This window comes from Mycobacterium sp. E3198, assembly GCF_001667015.1.
In the GTDB taxonomy this organism is placed as follows: domain Bacteria; phylum Actinomycetota; class Actinomycetes; order Mycobacteriales; family Mycobacteriaceae; genus Mycobacterium.
Window position 1 is genome coordinate 1 of the sequence record NZ_LZIS01000186.1, and the last position, 14743, is coordinate 14743.

Genomic DNA, 14743 nt, shown 5'->3' on the forward strand with positions numbered 1-14743 from the left:
GCCGACGACCACCCCGCCGCCGACCACGCCGCCAACGACGACCCAGGCCCCGGTCACGACCACCCAGGCCCCGGTCACGACGACCCAGGCCCCGGTCACGACCACCCAGGCCCCGCACACCAGCCAAGCGGCGACGACGCAGGCACCACCGCCGACGACGCAAGCGCCGGCGCCGCACACGCAAACGCAAACGCAGCAGACGATTCCGACGCAGCCGCACACGCAACAGCCGGTGACCCCGCAGCAGCCGGTGAAACCGCTGCTGCCCCATACACAGCATTGATCGTGGCCTGACCTCATGGCCCAGGACGCGGTCACGGTCGTGCTGCCGTGTCTCGACGAGGAGGAGTCGCTGCCGGGGGTGCTGGCCGCGATCCCGGCCGGCTACGCGGCGCTGGTCGTGGACAACAACAGCGCCGATCGCACCGCCGCGGTGGCGACCCGGCACGGCGCCCGGGTGGTCGCCGAACCGCGGCCGGGGTATGGCTCGGCGGTGCACGCGGGCGTCGTCGCCGCGACCACCCCGATCGTCGCCGTGATCGACGCCGACGGCTCGATGGATCCCGGTGACCTGCCCCGGCTGGTGGACGCGCTCGAGGAGGGCGCCGATCTGGTGATCGGCCGGCGCCGGCCGGTGCCCGGCCTGCACTGGCCGTGGGTCGCCCGCGTCGGGACCGTCGTGATGAGCTGGCGGCTGCGCACCCGGCACGGCCTGCCGGTGCACGACATAGCGCCGATGCGGGTCGCTCGCCGGGACGCGCTGCTGAACCTCGGTGTTGCCGACCGCCGTTCGGGCTACCCGCTGGAGCTGCTGGTCCGGGCGGCGGCCGCCGGCTGGCGCGTGGTCGAGCTCGACGTCAGCTACGGTCCGCGCGCGGGCGGCAAGTCGAAGGTCAGCGGCTCGCTGCGGGGCAGCGTCACCGCGATCCTGGACTTCTGGAAGGTGATTTCGTGAGTTCCGTGCCGGTGACCCTGCTGGTGGTCGCCAAGGCTCCGGAGCCCGGCCGGGCCAAGACGCGGCTCGCGGCGACGGTCGGGGACCGCGTCGCCGCGGACATCGCGGCGGCCGCGCTGCTGGACACGCTGGACGCGGTGGCCGCCGCGCCGGTCGCGGCGCGGGTGGTGGCCCTGACCGGCGATCTGGCCGCCGCCGCCCGCGCCACCGAACTGCGGCAACGGCTCGAGTCCTTCGCCGTGATCCCGCAGCGCGGCAACGACTTTGCCGCCCGGCTCGCCAACGCCCACGCCGACTCGGCCGCGGGCCATCCCGTCCTGCAAATCGGGATGGACACCCCCCAGGTCACCGCCGAGTTGCTGGCCGACTGCGCGCGTCGGCTGCTGGAGGAGCCGGCGATCCTCGGGCTGGCCCACGATGGCGGCTGGTGGGTGCTCGGGGTGGCGGCACCGGCGATGGCCGAATGCCTGCGCGGCGTGCCGATGTCTCAGCCCGACACCGGTGAGCTCACGTTGAAGGCGTTGCGCGACAACGGTATTGGCGTGACGGAGGTGCAGCGCCTGGCCGACGTCGACGTCGTCGACGACATCGCCGCGGTCCGCGACGCGTGCGGGCCGGCGAGCCGCTTCGCGCGGGTCACCCGCGCGGCCGGGCTCTGAGACCTTTTCCGCGACCGCCCAATCTTTTCAACACACGTTGAAATGATATGGTTCGCACGTGCCGCCACCTGGCGAATCGATCAAGCGGCGCGGCAGACGCCAAGGCCGGCCGGTGTCGCGCGACGCGGTCCTGCGGGCGGCGAAGCGGCAGTTCGCCGCGCGCGGCTATGACAAGACGACGCTGCGCGCGATCGCCGATGACGCCCGAGTCGATCCGGCGATGATCCTCTATCTCTTCGGCTCCAAGGCGGCGTTGTTTCGCGCGTCGATGGAGTTGGTGCTGCCGGCCGACCTGCTGACGACCGAGATCGCCGAGAAGGACGACGATTTGGGCCGCCGCGTGGTGAGGGCCTACCTCGGTATCTGGGAGCAGCCCGACACGGCCGCGAGCATGGCCTCGATGGTGCAGTCGGCGACGTCGAACAGCGATGCCAACGATGCGTTTCGCGGCTTCCTGCACGACTATCTGCTCACCGCGGTGTCCAGCGCGTTGGGGGGCGGCGACGAGGCGCGGCTGCGCGCGATGTTGGCCGCGACCAACCTCGTCGGCACCGCGATGCTGCGCTACATCATGCGGGTGCCGCCCCTGTCGTCGCTCGGGGTCGACGAGGTGGCCGGATTGGTCGGACCCGCGGTGCACCGGTTCTTGACCGCCCCCGCCGACGAGCTGGGGCTGGATGTGCGCGCGGCGCAACGGCCCTCGGCTAAACCGCGGTCGCCTCGACGATGCTGAGCGGCGACACGGTGTCGACGATGCGGTCCAACCGGAAACCGGCTTGGCCGACCAGCCGCCGGTACTCGTCCGCGGTGCGTTCGCGCGCGCCGGCGACGACCAGCATCTCGATGTCCACCCACTTGCCATGGAAGTCGCGGTCGTGGTCGGGAATGACGAACTCGCAGAGCAACAGTCGCGCGCCGGTGCGGGCCGCGGTGCGGACATTCTTCAGAATGCGGACCGCGTCTTCCTCGGGCCAGTCGTGGATGACGTTCTTGAACACATAGGCGTCGCCGCCCGCCGGCGCGGAATCGAAGAACGAGCCCTCTTCGATCCGGACGCGGTCGTCGACGCCGTACTTGCGCAACAACTCGGGGGCGCACGCCACGACCTCCGGAAGATCGAACAGGACGCCGCGCGATCTCGGGGCCGTCTGCAGGATCGCCGCCAACAGACGACCGTGGCCCCCGCCGACATCGACGATCGTGTCGTATGCGCTGAAGTCGTAGGCCGCGGTTAGGGGCACGGTCGCGAACTCGGACAGATTGGTCATGGCGGAGTTGAAGATCTCGCCCAGCGCCGCCTCGTCGGCGAGGTATTCGAATACCGGTTTACCCCGGAGCTCGGGGACCACCGGATGCCCCGTCCGGATCGCGTCGGTCAGGTGGCTCCAGTGCTCGCGATGCTGTGCCGACCCGACCCACCGCGCCATCCCGGCCATCGACACGGGCGCGTCGGTGCGCAAGGCGTCCGCGAGTGGGTTGAGTGCGTACCGCCCGTCGCTGCCCTGGCGGAAGATCCCGATCCCGATCAACGCGCGCATGAGTCGCTGCAGGGCGTCGGCGTCGGCGCCGACCCGGTCCGCCAACTGCGCGCCGGACAGCGGGCCGGCCGCCAGGGCGTCCGCCACTCCGAGATCCGCGGCGGTTGCGATCGCCTGGGCGACCCACGCGTTCAGGATCAGTTCCATCACCACCGCCGCGGGCGGAGCAGAACGTTGGCGCAGCCGCGACAGGTGGTGGCGGGCCCGTTCGACGGCTCGCGCGACCCCGGCCGGCGGAACTTTCGACGTCAAGTGACCTCCTGCGCGACCGATCGATTAGTCCGGGTAGGAACTATGCCGCCAATCCGCGAGTATTTCAATAGCCATTGAAATACTGCGTGTGAGCACCGGGCGACGTTCGTCGGCGTGTCGCCACCCTGGGCTCACGCTCGAAAGCCGTCAGCGCACACTCGATCACCAGTTGGTGACCATGACGGTGTTCACCAGCAGGGCGCCAACGGCGTTGAGGGCCAACCACAACCGGTGTGACCGCACCGGCAGCAGCGCGGGCGCGGCGGTGAGCCAGACGGTGAACGGCAGCCAGATCCGTTCCACCTCGGCCTTGCTCAGCATGCTCAGGTCGGCGAAGGCGATGGCGGCCAGCATCCCCAGCAGCACCAGGTGGAAGCCCGAGCGACGCCGCAGGGCGGCCGGGTCGAACAACCGGCTGATCCCGGCCACGCTGCCCAGCCCGATCGCGCACACCACGCAGGCCAGGTTGGCCCAGCTCCAGTACTGGAACGGCCGGTCCTTGGCGATACCCTGCCAATAGCGTTGCTGCACAAGGGTATAGCCGTCGAACCAGTAGAAGCCCGCCACCGCGAACGCCACCGCAACCGCCACCGAGGTCAGCGCCGCGGGGCCAAGCACGCGCAGCACCGCGCGCCAATCCGACGCCGAGACCAGCACCGCCAGCGCCGGCAGACCCAGCAGGACCAGGCCGTAGCTGAGGAAAACGCTCCAGCCCAGCAGCAGGCCGGCCGCGGCCGCGAGCAGCGCGGGGAACCGGACGCGGCGGTGTACCGCCACGGCCAACAGCGCCAGCCCCCAGGCCGCGACGCCGGCGAAGTACCCGTCGGCCGAGACGGCAACCCAGATCGCGGTCGGCGCGACCGCGACGAACGGCGCCGCCCGCCGCGCCGTACGTTCGTCGGCGAGCGCGCGCACGCCGACCAGCACGGCCGCCGCGGCGCTGGAACCGACCAGCAGGCACAGCAGCCCCGCCCAGGCGCCGCCGTGCAGCCCGATCCGGTCCAGCCACACGAACGTCAGCAGCGCACCCGGCGGATGCCCCGAGACGTGGGTGGTCCACGAATTCGGCTGGTAGTCGATGATGCGGCTGGAGAACGTGCGCACGGCGGCCGGTATGTCGGTGATCGCCGGCACCTGCGACAGGTACTCGTCGCGGGTGGTCAGCCGCCCGGCGAAGCCGCGTTGCCAGCCGTCGATCATCGCCAGCGCGAACGCCCACGCGCAGGCCGTGGCCCAGGTGCCCAGCGTCAGCGCCCGCCACGAGAGCCGTTGCGCCACAGTGGATCCCCACGCCACGGCGGCCACGGCGATCAGGATCGCCGGGCCGGTGCCCCAGCTGGCGTGGATCTCCCACGCCCCGAAGATCGGCGATGCCCCGGCGTGCGTGCCGAACCGCTCCTGGCCCACGTCCAGCCGCGGCCGGACGCCCCAGTGCAGGCGCGGCAGGACGAACGCCGCCGCCACCAGGACGACCCCGACCGCGACGGCTGCCCACTCCCGTCGCGCGACCCTCACGATCGATCAGCCTATTGATCGCCGGCGTCGCCGAACCGGCGCACTAGTGCCGCCCGGTCCACCTTGCCGATACCGCGGCGCGGCAGCGCCTCGACGACGTGCAGCTCGCGCGGCGCGGCGGTGGCGTCCAGCGTGTGCGCCACGTGGCTCCGCAGCGCCGGCAGCGTCGGCGCGTCGGAGCCGGCACGCAGCACGATCGCGGCGACCACCCGCTGCCCGAGCCGGTCGTCGGGGAGGCCGAACACCGCGCAGTCGCCGACGGCGGGGTGGGTGCACAGCGCTGCCTCGACCGGCTGCGGGAGCACGGTCAACCCGCCCGTGCTGATCGCGTCGTCCACGCGGCCCAGCACGGTCAGCGCACCAGCGGCGTCGAGGGTGCCCAGGTCGTCGGTGTAAAACCAGCCCGGCTCGGCGAACGGGTCGGGGTCGACGGGGTTGCGGTAGCCCTTGGCCAGCGTCGCGCCGCCGATGACGATGCGCCCGTTGGGGGACAGGCGCACCAGCACCCCGTCCAGCGGGACACCGTCGTACACGCAGCCGCCCGCGGTCTCGCTCATGCCGTAGGTGCGGACCACCGCGATGCCCGCGGCAGCGGCGGCGTCCAGGATCGGCCGGGGTGCCGGCCCGCCGGCGCGCAGCACGGCGTCCAGCTCGGCGAGCGCGGCCGCGGCGGCCGGGTCTGTCAGCGCCTTTGCCAGCTGCGCGGCCACCAGCGAGGTGTAGCGCCGGCCGGAGCCCAATCGCCTTACCGCAGCGGGCAATTCACCGACGTCGAAGCCGGCCGAAACGTCCAGCTCGACGGGCGCCGCGCCGGCCAGCACGCTGCGCACCAGCACCTGCAGCCCGGCGATGTGGTGGGGCGGCAGGGCCAGCAGCCAGGCGCCTGGGCCGCCCAGGCGCCGGTGGGTGGCCGCCGCGCCGGCGGTCAGCGCCGCCGCGGTCAGCAGCGCACCCTTGGGCGCGCCGGTGGTTCCCGACGTCGCCACCACCAGCGCCACGTCGTCGTCGATCGCCTCGCCTACCCGCAGGGCGCGCGGCGTGCCGTCGTCGCCGGGCGGCACCGCCACCAGCGCGGGCTCACGCCCGTCCAGCACGCCCTCCAGGGCGGGCAGCAGCGCCGCGGCGGCGCGACCCGAGGGGACGCCCAGCGCACGCAGGACGGCTATGCGGGGTCCCCGGCGTCCTGCGGCTCGTCGAACGGCCAGCCGTGGGCGGCCAACCGCTCCCGCACCCGCTCGACGTCTTCCGGCGCGGGCAGCTCGTCGGTGATCTGGGTGATCGCCACACCGATGTCGATGTCGTCGAAGCAGCCGCGTTCGGAGAGTTCGCGCGCCACCGCGATGACCTCGTCGTGGCCCAATCGGCGGGTCAGCAGCGCCAGCACCGGGAAGGTGTCGGTCGGCGGGACGCCCTCCGGATATCCCGCGCGCAGCCACGACACAATCGAATTCAGGAATCCGTTCACTTCGCTATCCCATCGCGCGGGGGCTCGGCTGGGTGGACGATTCGATGCTACTTGTGGGGTGGCTTGGCACCGAGAAAGGGCTGTCCCAGCTGGTGGGCGATGAAGTCGCGGGAGATGTACAGCAGCGCGAACGCGATCACCGTGAGCACCACCGCGTAGATCATCCAGGCGACCCCCAGCAGCACCGGATTCTTGTGCGCCGGACCGCCGTCGGTGCTGACCTGCCCGCCGCCAACGGCGTGGAACCGAAGGCCGAGGGCGAACAGCCCCGGCAACGCGGCACCGGCCAGCATGCTGAACACCAGGATCTTCAGGGAGGCCTGGTAGTTGAACCAGTCGCTGAAGTGGCTCATGACAGGTTCCCCGCGCCAACCGGAGGTTCGTCGGAGCCGGACCGGGGCGGGGCCCCGGCGCCGACCGTGGGCCCGGTATCGGAGGGCGGATGCTCGTCCGAGCCCTCGAGGCCGGCGGTGAGGCTGCCTTCCCATTCGGCGTTGACGTTCTTGTGGTCGACCTTGACCCGCCGCGACCGGATGTAGATCATCGCGGAGACGGCGACCAGCAGGCCGAAGCCGATGATCGCGCCGGGGTACCCGCCGATGACGTGCACGATCCAGTAGGTGATCGCGCCGACCAACCCGGCCGACGGGAGCGTGATCAGCCACGCGACGACCATCCGGCCGGCCACGCCCCAGCGCACCTCGCCGCCGGGCTTGCCCAGCCCGCTGCCCAGCACCGAACCGGTGCAGACCTGCGTCGTCGACAGCGCGTAGCCGAAGTGGGTCGACAGCAGAATGACTGCGGCCGAGGACGATTCGGCGGCCATGCCTTGCGGCGACTTGATCTCGACCAGGCCCTTGCCCAGCGTGCGGATGATGCGCCACCCGCCCAGGTAGGTGCCCGCCGCCATGGCCAGGGCGCAACAGACGATCACCCACAGCGGCGGCGCGGACTCGGTCTTGCTGACCGCGCCGTAGGACATCAGGCCCAGGAAGATGATGCCCATCGTCTTCTGCGCGTCGCCGGTGCCGTGCGCCAGGGAGACCAGCGACGCCGAGCCCCACTGTCCGTACCGGAATCCGGCCTCGGTGCGCTTGGTCGGGATGCCACGGGTGATCCGGTAGACCAGCCAGGTCGCGATGGCCCCGACCACGATGGCCAGGGCCGCGGCGATGACGGCCGGGATGAGGACCTTGGACACCAGGCCCTTCCAGATCACCCCGTGCGCGCCCACCGCGGCCAGCGTGGCGCCGACGATGCCGCCGATCAGCGCGTGCGACGAGCTCGAGGGGATGCCGAGGAGCCAGGTCAGCAGGTTCCAGACGATGCCGCCGACCAGGCCGGCAAACACCAATTCCAGCGTCACGATGTGCCCGTCGATGAGGCCCTTGGCGATCGTGGCCGCGACCGCGGTGGACATGAAAGCGCCCACCAGGTTCAGCACCGCCGACAGCGCGACGGCCGCCTTGGGCGCCAGCGCGCCGCTGGCAATTGACGTTGCCATCGCGTTGCCGGTGTCGTGGAAGCCGTTGGTGAAATCGAAAGCGAGTGCCGTGATTACGACAATGATGAGGAGGAACAAATCGATGTTCACAGCGCCTGATTCTCGTAGTAGGGGGCTTAAATTGTCGAACGGAGCGATCGCCGAAACGCAGGTGTACCTCGACTTGCCGTCAGATGTTAGCCGGTAGTTAACCCGGCGTTCCCTCAATCACCGCGGGTGTCGCGGCGCAGCGGGTGATCCCCCGGAACCTCGACGAAAATGAGCGTGATGCCGTCCGGATCGGTGACGTGCATCTCGTGCAGGCCCCACGGTTCGCGGCGCGCCTCGCGGGCGATCGGTACCCCCCGGCCCTGCAGCTCGGCCTGGGTCGCGGCGATGTCGCGGACCTGGAGCCACAGCGCACCCGGGAAGGGCCCCCGGGAGTGGTCGGGTGAGCCGTAACCGGCGAGCTCCAGCAAAGACTGTCCGGCGTAAAACACGGTGCCCGCGCCGTATTCGCGGGCGATCGCCAGCCCGATCTCGTCTCGGTAGAAGCTCAGCGACCGCTGATAGTCCGCCGGCCGGAGCAGCATCCGGCTGGCCAGGATCTCCATAGCTTCGTGTCTATCACGCGCGGCGGCTGCGATGGTGTCCCAGAGGTCAGGCCTCACGGTTGGGTTGGATGCTCTGCCGCTGCATGAGGGTATTGACCCACCGCGGGCCGAACGTGTCCAGCGCCTTGGCCGCGATCGCCATCCGGGGCGCGATCCGCACCGGCCGGGTGCGCGCCGCGGTGATCATCCACTCGGCGGCCTCCTGCGACGTCAGCGCCGGCATCCCGTCGTAGGCCTTCGTCGGCGCGATCATCGGCGTGGCCACCAAGGGGTAGTACAGCGTCGTCGAATGCACGCCCTTGCGGCCCCACTCGGTTTCCACCACCCGGCTCACCGTCGACAGCGCGGCCTTCGACGCGTTGTAGACCGAGAACAGCGGCGACGCCTCCGACAGCACGCCCCACGTCGAGACGTTGATGATGTGGCCGTCGCCGCGCTCGAGCATCCCTGGCGCCAGCCCGCGGATCAGCCGCAGCGGCGCGTAGTAGTTGAGCACCATGGTCCGCTCGACGTCGTGCCAGCGTTCCAGCGACTCGGCCAGGGGCCGGCGGATGGACCGGCCGGCGTTGTTGATCAGGATGTCGATGCCGCCGAGGCGCTTCTCGACGTCGGCCACCAGCGCGTCGACGGCGTCCATGTCCGAGACGTCGCACGGGATCGCGATGGCGGCGCCGCCCGCCTTGGTGATCCGGTCCGCCAGGTCATCGAGCAGGTCCTGGCGGCGGGCGACGACGACCACCGTCGCTCCTTCGCGGGCCAGCTGTTCGGCCCCGGCCTCGCCGATGCCCGACGATGCCCCGGTCAGCAGGATCCGCTTGCCGTCGAGCTCGACCGGTTTGATCGCGGGCCGGTTGACCAGGATTTGCGGCGACGCGGGCGGTCGCATGGTCGCCAGCACCAGCTGGTCTCTGATCCTGCCGAGGGGACTCTTGCTCACGTGGGGAGTCTAGGCGGGTGCCCGAAGCCACCTCAGAAGTAGCGCGGGAAGGGGCTCCAGTCCGGCGGCCTCTTCTCCAGGAAGGCGTCGCGGCCCTCGACGGCCTCGTCGGTCATGTACGCCAGGCGGGTCGCCTCCCCGGCGAACAGCTGCTGGCCCACCAGCCCGTCGTCGAGCAGGTTGAACGCGAACTTCAGCATGCGTTGCGCCTGAGGGGATTTCGCGTTGATCTCGGTCGCCCACTGCACGCCGACGCGCTCCAGGTCGGCGTGGTCGACGACCTCGTTGACCGCACCCATGTGGTGCATCTGCTCGGCGGTGTACTCCCGGCCCAAAAAGAAGATCTCGCGGGCGAACTTCTGACCCACCTGCCGCGCCAAATAGGCGCTGCCGTAACCGCCGTCGAAGCTGCCGACATCGGCGTCGGTCTGCTTGAAGCGCGCGTGCTCGCGGCTGGCCAGGGTGAGATCGCACACCACATGCAGGCTGTGGCCCCCGCCCGCGGCCCAGCCGTTGACCAGACAGATCACCACCTTGGGCATGAACCGGATCAACCGCTGCACCTCGAGGATGTGCAGCCGACCGGCGCGCGCGGCGTCGACGGTGTCGGCGGTTTCCCCGCTCGCGTACTGGTAGCCGGAGCGGCCGCGGATGCGCTGATCGCCGCCGGAGCAAAACGCCCAGCCGCCGTCCTTGGGCGACGGGCCGTTGCCGGTCAGCAGCACCACCCCGACGTCGGGCGACATGCGGGCGTGATCGAGCGCCCGGTACAGCTCGTCGACCGTGTGCGGCCGAAACGCGTTGCGCACCTCGGGACGGTCGAACGCCACCCGCACGGTGGCGTCGTCGACGTGGCGGTGGTAGCTGATGTCGGTCAGGTCGCCGAATCCGTCGACGGGACGCCACGCCTGCGCATCAAAGGGGTTGGCACTCAAGGCTGTCGAACTCCGTCCTTGCTGAGGGTGAGGTCGCCGCAGCTGATGGTCTGCGCGGAGACCACCGCGGGGTCCTGCGCGGAGGCGGCCGTCAGGGTGTCGGACGCTCCGATGGTAGCCAGCGTGCCGTTGAGGTCGATCTCGGTGCGGCGCACCGTCCACTGGCCGTCCTCGTTCGCGGCCCGCAACCCGAGCAGGTGACGGCCCGGCATGGGCGGGCCGAGGTTGCCGCACCCGATTCCGGTGCCGTTGTCCCGCAGGTCCTGCAGGTCGAACAGGAACGGGGCGCCCTGGTTGTCGGTGACGGTCTGCAATCGGCAGTCGGCGAACACGTACAGGTGCGCGCCGCGGCCGTCGCTGACGATGACCTGGTGCTGCCCATCCTGCTGGGCGTCGATCGCCAAGGCGGTCAACGGGATTGGGCTGGCCGAGGACACCTCCACGTCGGAGTTGGCGCCGCTTGCCGTCGTGATCCCGACGACCCGAACGGTCCGGCCGGAGCCGTCGCGAAACTGCCCGACCCACAACGTGTCCGGCTGGCCGTCCCAGTCCAGATCGCTGACCGTGCGCTGGGCCGCGCCGGGCGGGGGAGGCGCGCCGCCGGGCGCGCAGCCCGTCGTGGCCGACGACCGCGGCGCGGGCACGGCCAGGCAGGCGGCCGCGAGCAGGGCCACCACCGGCACCGCGCGCCGCATCGCTGCTACACCGGGTCCAGTCGGAACACCGCGCAGCGGCCGGCCAGCGCTTCGAATTCCTCGGGCCGGCCGTCGGTGACCAGTCCGGCCCGCTTCATGAAGCCGACGCCGGTGGGCACCTCGGTGGGGAAGGCGCGCAGGATCGGCCGGGCGTCGTCGGGTGACAGCTCCACCATCCGGACCGTGTCGACGCGCCGGCCCCGGGCCACCGTCGCCTGGCCGGCGGCGCGCACGTTGGCCACCCAGTCGGCACCCGGAAACCCGGCGACGACGAACTGTTGCCCGTCGACGCTCATCGGGGTCACCGGCGTCGAGCGGTCGCGGCCGGACCTGCGCCCCTTGACCGTCAACACGACGGGGCTCTCGCCGCCGAAACTCATTCCGAGCCGCGACATCCGGATGAAGACCTTGTTGGCCGGCTTCAGCCACCACGGCGGCCGGACCGGCTTGTCATCGCCCACGGCGGCGACGTTACCCGCCGGGTCGCGACTCCAGCCGCGCGAGTACGTCGGCGCTCAGCGCGACCTTGCCGGCACCGATGTTCTCCTCGAGGTGCGCCACAGTTCGCGTGCCCGGAATGAGCAATGTGTTGGGGGAGTGGGCCAGTAACCATGCCAGTCCCACTTGGGCTGGCGTAGCGCCGATTTCGCCGGCGACCTCGACCACCACCGCGTCGTCGGTGACCTTGGGAAAACCCGGGAACGCCGAGCCCAGGGGGAAGTAGGGCACCCACGCAATGCCCTCGGAGCTGCACAGGTCGAGCGTCTCCTCCTGCGAGCGGTCGAGCAGGCTATAGGCGTTCTGCACGCACGCGATCCCCGCGGGCAGGGCCCGGCGCACCACGTCGAGCGGCACGCTGCTCACGCCGATCGCGCCGATCTTGCCCTCGTCACGCAGCGCGATCATCTCGGCGAGTTGGTCCTCGAGGTCGACCTCCTGGTCGCCCTCGACGGCCGCGCTCGGCCCGAGGTCCATGCGCCGCAGGTTCACCACCGGAACGCGGTCCAGGCCGAGCTGGCGCAGGTCGTCTTCGACGGCGGCGCGCAGCTCCGCGGGCCGCTGCGCGGCGGTCAGGGGCATCGGGTCGGCACCGGTGTAGCGCGCACCGACCTTGCTGACGATGACGAGGCCGTCGGGGTAGGGGGCCAGCGCCGCCCGGATTCGGCGGTTGACCTCGCCGGGGCCGTAGAACGACGCGGTGTCGATGTGGTTGACGCCGAGCTCGACCGCGCGCCGCAGCACGCCGGTCGCGTCCTCCGGTGTGGCCTCGAACAGCTGCATTGCGCCGTAGCCGACGCGGCCGACGGTGGGAAAGGTTGTCATGGTGATCCCGTCTGACACACTGGTAGGAATGCGGAGGACCCTCCGCTTTAACCGAAGCCTAGCAGAAACGGAGGACCCTCCGCTTGGCTGAACCGAGCCGGTCCGACGCGCGGCGCAACCGCGAGAAGCTGCTCGAGGTGGCCACCGCGGCGTTCGCCGGCGCGCAGGGGCGACCGGTGTCACTGGAGTCGATCGCGCGCGACGCCGGCGTCGGGATCGGCACGCTCTACCGCCATTTCCCGAACCGGGAGGCCCTCGTCGAGGCGATCTACCGCGCCGAGCTCGCCGAGGTGGCCGCGGCGGCCGAAGAGCTGCTCCAGCGGCACCCGCCCAGGGCGGCCCTGCGGCGCTGGATGGACCGTTACGCCGGCTTCGTGGCCACCAAGCGCGAGATGGCCGAGTCGTTACACGCGATCTTCGACTCGGGCGCTCTTGCGCCCAGCCAGACGCGCGACAGCATCGTCGGCGCCGTCGACCTGCTGCTGCGGGCCGGCGCCGACGACGGCAGTGTGCGCCCCGACGTGCAGGCCGACGACGTGGTGTCCAGCCTGATCGGGATCTTCCTGGCCAGCGGTTCGCCGGAGCAGACGGGCCGCATGCTGGACCTGTTGGTGGCCGGGGTGACGGCTCCCTGATCGCCGAGCGTCACGCCAGCGTGACCGCGGACGCCCAGCGCCACGCCAGCGTGACGCTCGGCGAAAGCGATCAGCCGACCGCGCGGCCGGCGCCCTCCCAGAACCGCGCCCGCACCGACTTCTTGTCGGGCTTGCCGAGCGCGGTCACCGGCACCGAGTCGACGACGATCACCTGCTTGGGCGACTGCACCGAACCCTTGCGTTCCTTGACCGCGGACTGGATCTCGACGGTCACCCGCGCCACCGCCTCCTCGTCGGAGGGGTGGTCGGGCCGCAGCACGATCACCGCGGTGACGGCTTCGCCCCACTTGTCGTCCGGCGTGCCGATCACGCACACCTGCGCGACGGCCGGGTGTTCGGCGACGACGTCCTCGACCTCGCGCGGGAACACGTTGAACCCGCCGGTGACGATCATGTCCTTGACCCGGTCGACGATGTACCAGAAGCCGTCCTCGTCCTCGCGGGCCATGTCACCGGTGTGCAGCCAGCCGTCCTTGAACGTCTTGGCCGTCTCCTCCGGCAGATTCCAGTAACCGCCGGAAAGCAGTGGTCCGGACACACAGATCTCGCCGACCTCGCCCTGCGGCACGGGGTTGCCGTCGGCGTCCAGCAGTGCCGTGCGGGCGAACAGGGTGGGCCGGCCGCAGGAGGTGAGCCGCTTCTCGTCGTGGTCCTTCTTGGCCAGATACGAGATCACCATCGGTGCTTCGGACTGCCCGTAGTACTGGGCGAAGATCGGCCCGAAGCGGCGGATGGCCTCGGCCAACCGCACCGGGTTCATCGCCGAGGCGCCGTAATACACGGTCTCCAGCGAGGACAGGTCACGGGTGTGCGAATCGGGGTGGTCCATCAGCGCGTAGATCATCGACGGCACCAGCATGGTCGCGGTGATCTTCTGCTCCTCGATCACGCGCAGCACCTCGGCCGGGTCGAACTTGGTCAACACCACCAGCTCGCCGCCCTTGATGATGGTCGGCACGAAGAACGCCGCCCCGGCATGTGACAGCGGGGTGCACATCAAAAAGCGCGGGTTCTCGGGCCACTCCCACTCGGCGAGCTGGATCGTGGTCATGGTGGTGATCGACTGCGCGGTGCCCAGCACACCCTTGGGCTTGCCGGTGGTGCCGCCGGTGTAGGCCATCCCGCCGATGTGATCGGGCGGAAGCTCGGCCGCCACCAGCGGCTTGGGCGGATACTTCGCGGCCTCGGCCGACAAGTCGGTGGCCACGCCCCGCAACGCCTCGGGTACCGGGCCGATGGTCAGGATCTGCTTGAGGGCGGGCACCTTCTCGAGCAGGCCCAGCGCCCGCTCGACGAACATCGGGTTGGGGTCGATGATCAGCGAGCTGACCCCGGCGTCGGAGAGCACGTATGCGTGATCGTCGAGCGAGCCCAGCGGGTGCAGCGCCACGCGCCGGTAACCCTGCGTCTGGCCGGCGCCGATGATCATCAGCACCTCCGGCCGGTTCAGCGACAGCAGCCCGACGGTGGCGCCGGTGCCCGCACCGAGTGCCTCGAACGCCTGGATGTACTGGCTGATGCGCTCGGCGAGCTGCCCGCCGGTCAGCGTGGTGTCGCCGAGATGCAGCACCGGCTTGTTCTTGTTGCGCTTGAGCGCACCGACTGTCAGGTGCCCGGAATGAATGGGATGGCGCAGCAGCTCGTCACTCATGTGGCCAGACTAGAACGTGTTGCAATTCCGGTGAGCCGGACCCTCCACGCACTAGCATCCCTGCA

At 70.8% G+C, this 14743-nt stretch carries 16 protein-coding genes and 1 pseudogene; 4 read left to right on the plus strand and 13 right to left on the minus strand.

The features are described from left to right. Positions 1–298: 298 nt before the first annotated feature. From A5673_RS20640 to A5673_RS20650, 3 genes are read left to right on the plus strand one after another with little or no spacing between them, the layout of a single operon-like run. Entirely contained in the window at positions 299–955 is a 657-nt protein-coding gene (locus tag A5673_RS20640) for a glycosyltransferase family 2 protein (RefSeq protein WP_068236676.1), read from the plus strand. After that, the gene (locus A5673_RS20645; RefSeq protein ID WP_068236679.1) at positions 952–1614 is read left to right on the plus strand and encodes a DUF2064 domain-containing protein; all 663 of its coding nucleotides are present in this window, start codon (positions 952–954) and stop codon (positions 1612–1614) included. The genes A5673_RS20640 and A5673_RS20645 overlap by 4 nt, the downstream gene beginning before the upstream one ends. A gap of 58 nt (positions 1615–1672) precedes the next feature. Continuing rightward, entirely contained in the window at positions 1673–2347 is a 675-nt protein-coding gene (locus A5673_RS20650; protein ID WP_068236682.1) for a TetR family transcriptional regulator, read from the plus strand. On the opposite strand, the gene A5673_RS20655 is transcribed toward A5673_RS20650, so the two are convergent. From A5673_RS20655 to A5673_RS20710, 12 genes and pseudogenes are all read right to left on the minus strand, one after another. Beyond that, positions 2319–3404, minus strand: a complete 1086-nt coding sequence (locus A5673_RS20655) for a methyltransferase (RefSeq protein WP_068236685.1) — start codon at positions 3402–3404, stop codon at positions 2319–2321. The genes A5673_RS20650 and A5673_RS20655 overlap by 29 nt on opposite strands. Before the next feature lie 162 nt (positions 3405–3566). Continuing rightward, the gene (locus tag A5673_RS20660; protein WP_068236688.1) at positions 3567–4919 is read right to left on the minus strand and encodes a hypothetical protein; all 1353 of its coding nucleotides are present in this window, start codon (positions 4917–4919) and stop codon (positions 3567–3569) included. 11 nt (positions 4920–4930) lie between these two features. Next, complete coding sequence (gene menE, locus A5673_RS20665; RefSeq protein WP_068236691.1) at positions 4931–6013, minus strand: o-succinylbenzoate--CoA ligase; 1083 nt, start codon at positions 6011–6013, stop codon at positions 4931–4933. A gap of 68 nt (positions 6014–6081) precedes the next feature. Then, positions 6082–6384 (minus strand): DUF3349 domain-containing protein, encoded by a 303-nt coding sequence (locus A5673_RS20670; RefSeq protein ID WP_068236693.1) that lies wholly within the window; start codon positions 6382–6384, stop codon positions 6082–6084. A gap of 47 nt (positions 6385–6431) precedes the next feature. Beyond that, entirely contained in the window at positions 6432–6737 is a 306-nt protein-coding gene (locus tag A5673_RS20675) for a hypothetical protein (protein WP_068236696.1), read from the minus strand. A gap of 37 nt (positions 6738–6774) precedes the next feature. Next, a pseudogene (locus A5673_RS20680) lies at positions 6775–7978 on the minus strand (anion permease); the annotation flags it as partial. A 113-nt stretch (positions 7979–8091) separates the two neighbouring features. Beyond that, positions 8092–8481, minus strand: a complete 390-nt coding sequence (locus A5673_RS20685; RefSeq protein ID WP_068236701.1) for a VOC family protein — start codon at positions 8479–8481, stop codon at positions 8092–8094. Between the two features lie 46 nt (positions 8482–8527). Continuing rightward, positions 8528–9418 (minus strand): SDR family oxidoreductase, encoded by an 891-nt coding sequence (locus tag A5673_RS20690; RefSeq protein ID WP_068236704.1) that lies wholly within the window; start codon positions 9416–9418, stop codon positions 8528–8530. A gap of 32 nt (positions 9419–9450) precedes the next feature. Then, positions 9451–10353: a 1,4-dihydroxy-2-naphthoyl-CoA synthase gene (locus tag A5673_RS20695; RefSeq protein WP_068236707.1), complete on the minus strand. Its 903-nt coding sequence runs from the start codon at positions 10351–10353 to the stop codon at positions 9451–9453. Then, on the minus strand, positions 10350–11048 hold the full coding sequence (locus A5673_RS20700) for a hypothetical protein (RefSeq protein WP_068236709.1): 699 nt from the start codon (positions 11046–11048) through the stop codon (positions 10350–10352). Before A5673_RS20700 ends, A5673_RS20695 begins: the two co-directional genes overlap by 4 nt. Before the next feature lie 5 nt (positions 11049–11053). Beyond that, the gene (locus A5673_RS20705; protein ID WP_068236712.1) at positions 11054–11509 is read right to left on the minus strand and encodes a nitroreductase family deazaflavin-dependent oxidoreductase; all 456 of its coding nucleotides are present in this window, start codon (positions 11507–11509) and stop codon (positions 11054–11056) included. Between the two features lie 10 nt (positions 11510–11519). Beyond that, entirely contained in the window at positions 11520–12371 is an 852-nt protein-coding gene (locus tag A5673_RS20710) for an aldo/keto reductase (RefSeq protein ID WP_068236820.1), read from the minus strand. Between the two features lie 83 nt (positions 12372–12454). Between A5673_RS20710 and A5673_RS20715 the strand changes: the two genes are divergently transcribed. Beyond that, positions 12455–13006: a TetR/AcrR family transcriptional regulator gene (locus A5673_RS20715; protein WP_068236715.1), complete on the plus strand. Its 552-nt coding sequence runs from the start codon at positions 12455–12457 to the stop codon at positions 13004–13006. Between the two features lie 70 nt (positions 13007–13076). On the opposite strand, the gene fadD8 is transcribed toward A5673_RS20715, so the two are convergent. Then, the gene (fadD8, locus tag A5673_RS20720; RefSeq protein WP_068236719.1) at positions 13077–14678 is read right to left on the minus strand and encodes a fatty-acid--CoA ligase FadD8; all 1602 of its coding nucleotides are present in this window, start codon (positions 14676–14678) and stop codon (positions 13077–13079) included. Positions 14679–14743: the final 65 nt, after the last annotated feature.

What these genes read in the sequence shown, in the direction of transcription:
- A5673_RS20640 (WP_068236676.1), top strand. Translation starts at nt 299, where the DNA reads ATGGCCCAGGACGCGGTCACGGTCGTGCTGCCGTGTCTCGACGAGGAG.
- A5673_RS20675 (WP_068236696.1), bottom strand. Translation starts at nt 6,737, where the DNA reads ATGAGCCACTTCAGCGACTGGTTCAACTACCAGGCCTCCCTGAAGATC.
- A5673_RS20685 (WP_068236701.1), bottom strand. Translation starts at nt 8,481, where the DNA reads ATGGAGATCCTGGCCAGCCGGATGCTGCTCCGGCCGGCGGACTATCAG.
- A5673_RS20700 (WP_068236709.1), bottom strand. Translation starts at nt 11,048, where the DNA reads ATGCGGCGCGCGGTGCCGGTGGTGGCCCTGCTCGCGGCCGCCTGCCTG.
- A5673_RS20710 (WP_068236820.1), bottom strand. Translation starts at nt 12,371, where the DNA reads ATGACAACCTTTCCCACCGTCGGCCGCGTCGGCTACGGCGCAATGCAG.
- fadD8 (WP_068236719.1), bottom strand. Translation starts at nt 14,678, where the DNA reads ATGAGTGACGAGCTGCTGCGCCATCCCATTCATTCCGGGCACCTGACA.